Below are 5564 nucleotides of genomic sequence, written 5' to 3'. Positions count from 1 at the left end.
GATGCGTTTGTGGGCGTTGACCACTCAGGGTTGCAGCTGTGTGGCTGCGCTGGTGGCAGGGGCGGGAGGGGTGTCGGTTTTATCCTGCTGCGGGGTTTCGCCAGTCACCGCGCTGCTGGCAGGCTGGATTGCCTGCTCTTGCGGCGCAGTGGCCGCAGAGGCGCTTTGCTGCAACTGAGTCGACACGGCAGCTGATGGTGCTGGCGCAGTTGACGCTGCGGCCGAAGGGGCCATGCTCTCACCCTCGGTGGTTGGCGTAGCAGTGAGCTCGGGGGTGACCTCGAGCGCCTCTTCGGGCAAGGGATTAACCTCTGTGGCTTCTGTCGTCACTGCGGCACTGCTGGTGGCGGTCGCGTCAGAGGGCGCTTCAAGGGCGGCTGTCATCCCGTCGGCGGCACTCACCTGCTCTGTCGTGGGCACCGCCTCCGAGGCCGATGGCGCTGGTGTTAACGGCTCCGGCGTCAGCTGTTCCGCGGTTAACTGCTCGGGGGTCAGTGACAAGGGAGCTGGCGGTTGATCCGACATTCCCGCATGGAGGGGCAGCTCGGTTTGCGCCTGCAACTGCTCGGGAGTCACCTTGCTAAGGGCGGGGTGCAGCCGACTGAACTGTTTGACCCGTGCCAGCAGGGTATCGCGCACGGTACGGACGATGGGGTCCGGCAGGCTGGCCAGCGCCACCAGTTCGGCACTCATCCCGATGTTGTTGATGGCTGTGGTCTGTCCCGGATAGAGGTTGGCGGCGATACGGCTGCGCTGGTAGTAGGGGTGTTGCTTGAGCAGCCTGTCGATCTGCTCCCCTTCGATGGGGATGAGGCGCACCTTGCAGCGGCTGATCAGATCGCCGACCGCCAGACTGGGGTGACCGGCTACCACAAAAGCGGCATCCAGCGAGCCGTCGCACAGCCCTTCCAGCGGTTCGCTGTCCGATTTGAGTTGATAGGCAGCAAACTGCCCGGGTTGCCATCCCATGGCTGCCATCAGGGCCTGGCTGGTGATCTGCTCACCGGCTCCGTTGTTGCCCGGATAGACCCGTTTCCCTTCGATATCTGCCAGGGTGGTGATGCCGCTATTGGGGGCAGCCAGCAGGGTTAACGACTCCTGATAGAGGCGAAACAGGCTGCGCAGCTCATTGTTGGCCCCCTGCCCGCTGAAGGGGCCGGTGCCGTGCAGGGCGTGGTGCAACACATCGGACTGCACCAGCGCCAGCTGTACGTCCCCCTTGTCGAGTGCCTTGAGGTTGGCCATCGAGCCACGGGTGCTCTGCACGGTGCAGCTGTCCCCATGCAGGGCATGGCCGGCATTGAGCACCCGGCAGATGGCGCCACCGGTCGGGTAGTAGACCCCGTTGAGCGGGCCCGTTCCGATAATCAGCGCCTGGCTGCCAAAGGGGAGCAGCGCAGAGAGTGCACAGAGTGGGAGCAGAAGGTGATGCAAGATCCGTAGAGACATAATTGACCGTTGACTGAGTTGACCGCTGGCTGATGACACAGCGAAAAAGGGATGGGGCTTGCCCATCCCGTTGCTGGCTGATCAGGGCTTGTTGTTGAGAATTGCCCGCTCCATCCGCGCCAGCGCGTCGGTCAGCCGTGCCCTGGTGCAGCCGAAGTTGAGCCGCACGAACTGGCCGTCGCCAAACTGGGCGCCGGGGGAGAGACCAACGCCGGCCTGCTCGAAGAAGGCGATGGGATCGGCAAGGCCAAGTGCGCTCACATCGATCCAGGCCAGATACGTCGCCTGATGACTGGCCAGCTTGACGCCGGGCCAGCGGGCCACCGCCTGCTGGATCAGGGCCAGATTGGCCGCCAGATAGTCGAGTTGCTCGGTCAGCCACTGTTCGCCACCTTCATAGGCCGCTTCGGCGGCGACAAAGCCCAGCAGGTTGACGTCGGCGCTGATGCCGCGCATCGCCTGTTGCAGCCTGAAGCGCAGACGGGCGTTGGGGATAATGGCGAAGGAGCAGCAGAGACCGGCGATATTGAAGGTCTTGCTCGGGGCCATCATCACCGCACAGCGCTCGGCTGCTTGTGCACTGATGGCGCCGTAGGGAATGTGGCGGGCGTTTTTATCCAGCAGCAGATCGCAGTGGATTTCATCGGAGCAGATCACCAGATTGTGGCGCGCGGCGATGGCATCGATGGCCAGCAGCTCGTCACGGGTGAAGATGGTGCCGCCCGGGTTGTGGGGGTTGCAGAGCAGCAGCAGATCTGCGGCGGGGGCCTGACGCTCAAGCTCAGCCAGATCCAGCACCCAACGACCCGCCTCTTCAATCATCGGCACTGTGAGCAGGGGGCGATCATTGAAGCCCGGCGCCTGCAGGAAGGGGTAATAGACCGGCTTGGGGGTGATGATACCGCGGCCATGCTGGCTCCACGCCTTGCAGGCAAGGTTGAGCCCCGGCACCACACCGGGCAGGAATACCAGCCATTCGGGCTCGATGGTCCAGCCATAGCGGGTCGCCATCCGTTCGATAATGAGTTCGATCAGGCGCGGCGAGGGGCGTGAATAGCCGAAAATGCCGTGGGCGACCCGTTTGGTCAACGCCTCAATCACGGACGGGGGAGAGACAAAGTCGGTATCGGCAACCCACATGGGCAGCACATCCTGACCCTTGTACTTGTCCCATTTCAGGCTCATGGTGCCACTGCGGTCTACTTCCTGATCAAAATCAAACATGCGAACTCCTTGTGCTGGCAGGATGGGCTTTCACTCTACGGGGTCGCGGCTTCCCTCGCAAGGCGCACACCTGTTTATGCCATCCTTGAGCCCGCTCTTGATAGTGACATAAGATAGGCGCCGAATTTTCATACGGCTGCCGCCCGTTAGCCCGTATCGTCCCTCCAATCAGTGGTAACCCTATGAGCTTGTCGATAGCGGCGGTCAAACGCCCTGACCCCGTCTCTCTTTCATTTCTTGCCGTGACCTTTATGACCGGCGTCGCGGTGGCACTGCAGGTGCCTACCTTAAGTCTGTTTCTGGCCGAAGAGGTGCAGGTGCGCCCCTTTCTGGTCGGGCTCTTCTATACCATCAATGCTGTGGTGGGCATTCTGGTCAGCCAGTGGCTGGGCCATCGCTCCGACAACAAGGGGGATCGCAAGCGACTGATCCTGCGCTGCTGTTTTGCCGGAGTGGCGCTCTCCCTGCTGTTTGCCTGGAACCGCAACTACTGGCTGCTGGCGAGTCTGGGGGTCATGCTGGCGGCGCTGGCGACCACTGCCAGTCCCCAGCTGTTTGCGCTGGCGCGGGAGTATTCTGACAGCCGCAACCAGCGGGCTGACATGTTCAGCTCGGTGATGCGGGCCCAGTTTTCGCTGGCCTGGGTCATAGGCCCGCCCATCGCCTTCGCGCTGGCCATCGGCTACGGTTTCGAGCTGATGTACCTGGCCTCGGCACTGGCCTATCTGCTCTGTGCCCTGGTGGTGTGGCGCTGGCTCCCCTCTCTGCCGCTGCCCAAGCTGGCTGAAGAGAGCGAGCGGGTCAGCAGCTGGCGGGATCCGGCGGTGCGGGCGCTCTTTATCGCCTCCACCCTGATGTGGACCTGCAACAGCATGTACCTCATCAATATGCCGCTCTACATCACCCGGGAACTGGGGATGGATGAGAAGCTTGCCGGTATCCTGATGGGTACGGCGGCGGCGCTGGAGATCCCCTTCATGCTGCTGGCGGGTTACTACACGGCCCGTTTTGGCAAGCGCCCCATGATGTTGCTGGCGGTGCTGGCTGGTGCGGCATTTTACACCGGTCTGGTGACCCTCACCGACCAATACGCCCTGATCGCCTTGCAGCTGTTCAATGCCATCTTCATCGGTATCGTGGCGGGGATCGGCATGTCTTACTTTCAGGATCTGATGCCGGGGAGAGCCGGGGTGGCGACTACCCTGTTTGCCAACAGCATCCGCACCGGCTCCATCATGGCGGGGGCCATCGCCGGTGTGGTGGCGGAGGTGTGGAGTTTCCACGGGGTCTTTATGGTGGCGCTGGGATTGGCACTGGTGGCACTGGCTGCCAGCTGGCGGGTGCCCAACGTCTGACGGGGGATCTGGCTGTTATTTACCGTGCTGGGGCTGGGTGTGCGGGAGCGGCGATGACTCGCCCTGATACTCGTTACGCAAGCAGCGCAGCAGCAGCTCGGTCGCGGGGCCGAGAGATTCGGGGGAGAGGGTCAGCAGGTAGGTATAGAGGTGGCGCTCGTTGCCGCTCTCCAGATCCAGCTGTATGAGTGACCCTTCCGCCAGCTCCCGCTCTACCAGATGGCGCGGCAGCCAGGCATAGCCGAGGCCGAGGCGCAGCATGGCGAGCACTTCGTGGTAGTGGGTCGCCTTCCAGCCGGTATCATCCGCATCGTTCCAGTCCACCGAGCGGTGAATGGGGGGATGGAGGCTGATCTGGTTGTGGCTGGTCAGCACGTCGCTGCGGATGGGCCCCTCCTCCTGTGCCAGCGGATGGCTGGCGGCGCAGAGGGGCAGCAGGCATACCTCGTCCAGCAGCAGGCCGGTGCGATCGCCGGGCAGGTGCTCGGAGAGCATCAGATCCCCCGGTTGCAGGGCGTTGAAGTGGCAGTGAATACGTTCGTGCAGGTTGACCCGGCAACCCCGGCTGCGGGGATAGAAGCTGGCCAGCGCCCGATAGAGGCGATCCCTTGGCTGCAGCGCCGAAACATAGAGGTTGATCTGCGGCTCCCACTGCCGCTCCAGGTTGTTGGCCAGATTTTCCAGCTCCTCCACCTGCTGGCTCAACTGACGGGCCCGCTTGAGGAAGATCTCGCCCGCCGGCGTCAGCACCGCCTTGCGGCCGCGCACCTCCAGCAAGGGCACCCCCAGACTCTGCTGCAACTTCGCAACCGCATGATTGAGGGAGGACTGGCTCTTGTTCAGCGCCTCGGCCGCCTGGGCGTAGCCGCCGCAGTCGACCACCGCCTGAAAGATCCGCCATTGCTCAAACGTGCTCTTGGGACGAAACATAGTTCAACCTGATTGGAGATAGGATGGTCAGTGGTTCGAACAGGGAGCCTGTGCCCCCTATTCAATTTAACCCTTGCCGCACAACACTCTGGGTATTTTATTGATTTATTTGGGCTGATACGCCTGTTTATTTTGGCTGAGCCACAAAGGTCTGGCCGGTTTTGCCGCGGCTGTCCGACCCCATCAGGTAGAGGTAGAGCGGCATCAGGTCGGCCGGGGTCTTGAGGTTCATGGGATCTTCCGCCGGGAAGGCGCTGGCGCGCATCTTGGTACGGGTACCGCCCGGATTGAGGGTGTTGACCCGCACACCTGTGTTCTCAAGCTCGTCGGCCAGCACTTCCATCATCCCCTCGATGGCAAATTTGGAGATGGCATAGGTGCCCCAGTAGGCGCGCCCCTTGCGTCCCACGCTGGAGGAGGTATAGACGATGGAGGCATCGCCCTGCGCCTTGGCAGTCTGGCGCAGCAGCGGCAGCAGCGCCTGGGTCAGCAGGAATTCCGATTTGACGTTGACTTGCATCACCTCGTCCCACTCCTTCTCCTGAATGTGTTCAAACGGAGAGAGGGTGCCGAGCAGACCGGCATTGAACAGCACGCCATCGAGGC

General features: G+C 62.6%; 5 protein-coding genes. 1 reads left to right on the top strand and 4 read right to left on the bottom strand.

Features of this window, described 5'->3' with window-relative positions:
• Positions 1–24: 24 nt before the first annotated feature.
• Both AB5Y85_RS10625 and AB5Y85_RS10620 read right to left on the bottom strand, forming a co-directional pair.
• A complete protein-coding gene (locus AB5Y85_RS10625; protein ID WP_257687864.1) occupies positions 25–1449 on the bottom strand; it encodes a TAXI family TRAP transporter solute-binding subunit in 1425 nt (474 codons plus the stop codon).
• An 81-nt stretch (positions 1450–1530) separates the two neighbouring features.
• Positions 1531–2673, bottom strand: a complete 1143-nt coding sequence (locus AB5Y85_RS10620; protein ID WP_257687863.1) for a MalY/PatB family protein — start codon at positions 2671–2673, stop codon at positions 1531–1533.
• A 182-nt stretch (positions 2674–2855) separates the two neighbouring features.
• Between AB5Y85_RS10620 and AB5Y85_RS10615 the strand changes: the two genes are divergently transcribed.
• Positions 2856–4028 (top strand): MFS transporter, encoded by a 1173-nt coding sequence (locus AB5Y85_RS10615; protein ID WP_257687862.1) that lies wholly within the window; start codon positions 2856–2858, stop codon positions 4026–4028.
• 15 nt (positions 4029–4043) lie between these two features.
• Here the strand turns inward: AB5Y85_RS10615 and AB5Y85_RS10610 are convergent, their stop codons facing one another.
• Both AB5Y85_RS10610 and AB5Y85_RS10605 read right to left on the bottom strand, forming a co-directional pair.
• A complete protein-coding gene (locus tag AB5Y85_RS10610; protein ID WP_088868705.1) occupies positions 4044–4958 on the bottom strand; it encodes a LysR family transcriptional regulator in 915 nt (304 codons plus the stop codon).
• Between the two features lie 127 nt (positions 4959–5085).
• Positions 5086–5564, bottom strand: a 479-nt coding sequence (locus AB5Y85_RS10605; protein ID WP_368221388.1) for an SDR family NAD(P)-dependent oxidoreductase, incomplete at its 5' end; no start/stop codon positions are given.

The sequence above is a fragment of the Aeromonas sp. R3-1 genome (assembly GCF_040908345.1).
Classification (GTDB): domain Bacteria; phylum Pseudomonadota; class Gammaproteobacteria; order Enterobacterales; family Aeromonadaceae; genus Aeromonas; species Aeromonas veronii.
Note: the sequence above shows the minus strand (reverse complement) of the source record. Positions and strands in the feature narration are given on the sequence as shown.

What these genes read in the sequence shown, in the direction of transcription:
- AB5Y85_RS10610 (WP_088868705.1), bottom strand. Translation starts at nt 4,958, where the DNA reads ATGTTTCGTCCCAAGAGCACGTTTGAGCAATGGCGGATCTTTCAGGCG.
- AB5Y85_RS10620 (WP_257687863.1), bottom strand. Translation starts at nt 2,673, where the DNA reads ATGTTTGATTTTGATCAGGAAGTAGACCGCAGTGGCACCATGAGCCTG.
- AB5Y85_RS10625 (WP_257687864.1), bottom strand. Translation starts at nt 1,449, where the DNA reads ATGTCTCTACGGATCTTGCATCACCTTCTGCTCCCACTCTGTGCACTC.
- AB5Y85_RS10615 (WP_257687862.1), top strand. Translation starts at nt 2,856, where the DNA reads ATGAGCTTGTCGATAGCGGCGGTCAAACGCCCTGACCCCGTCTCTCTT.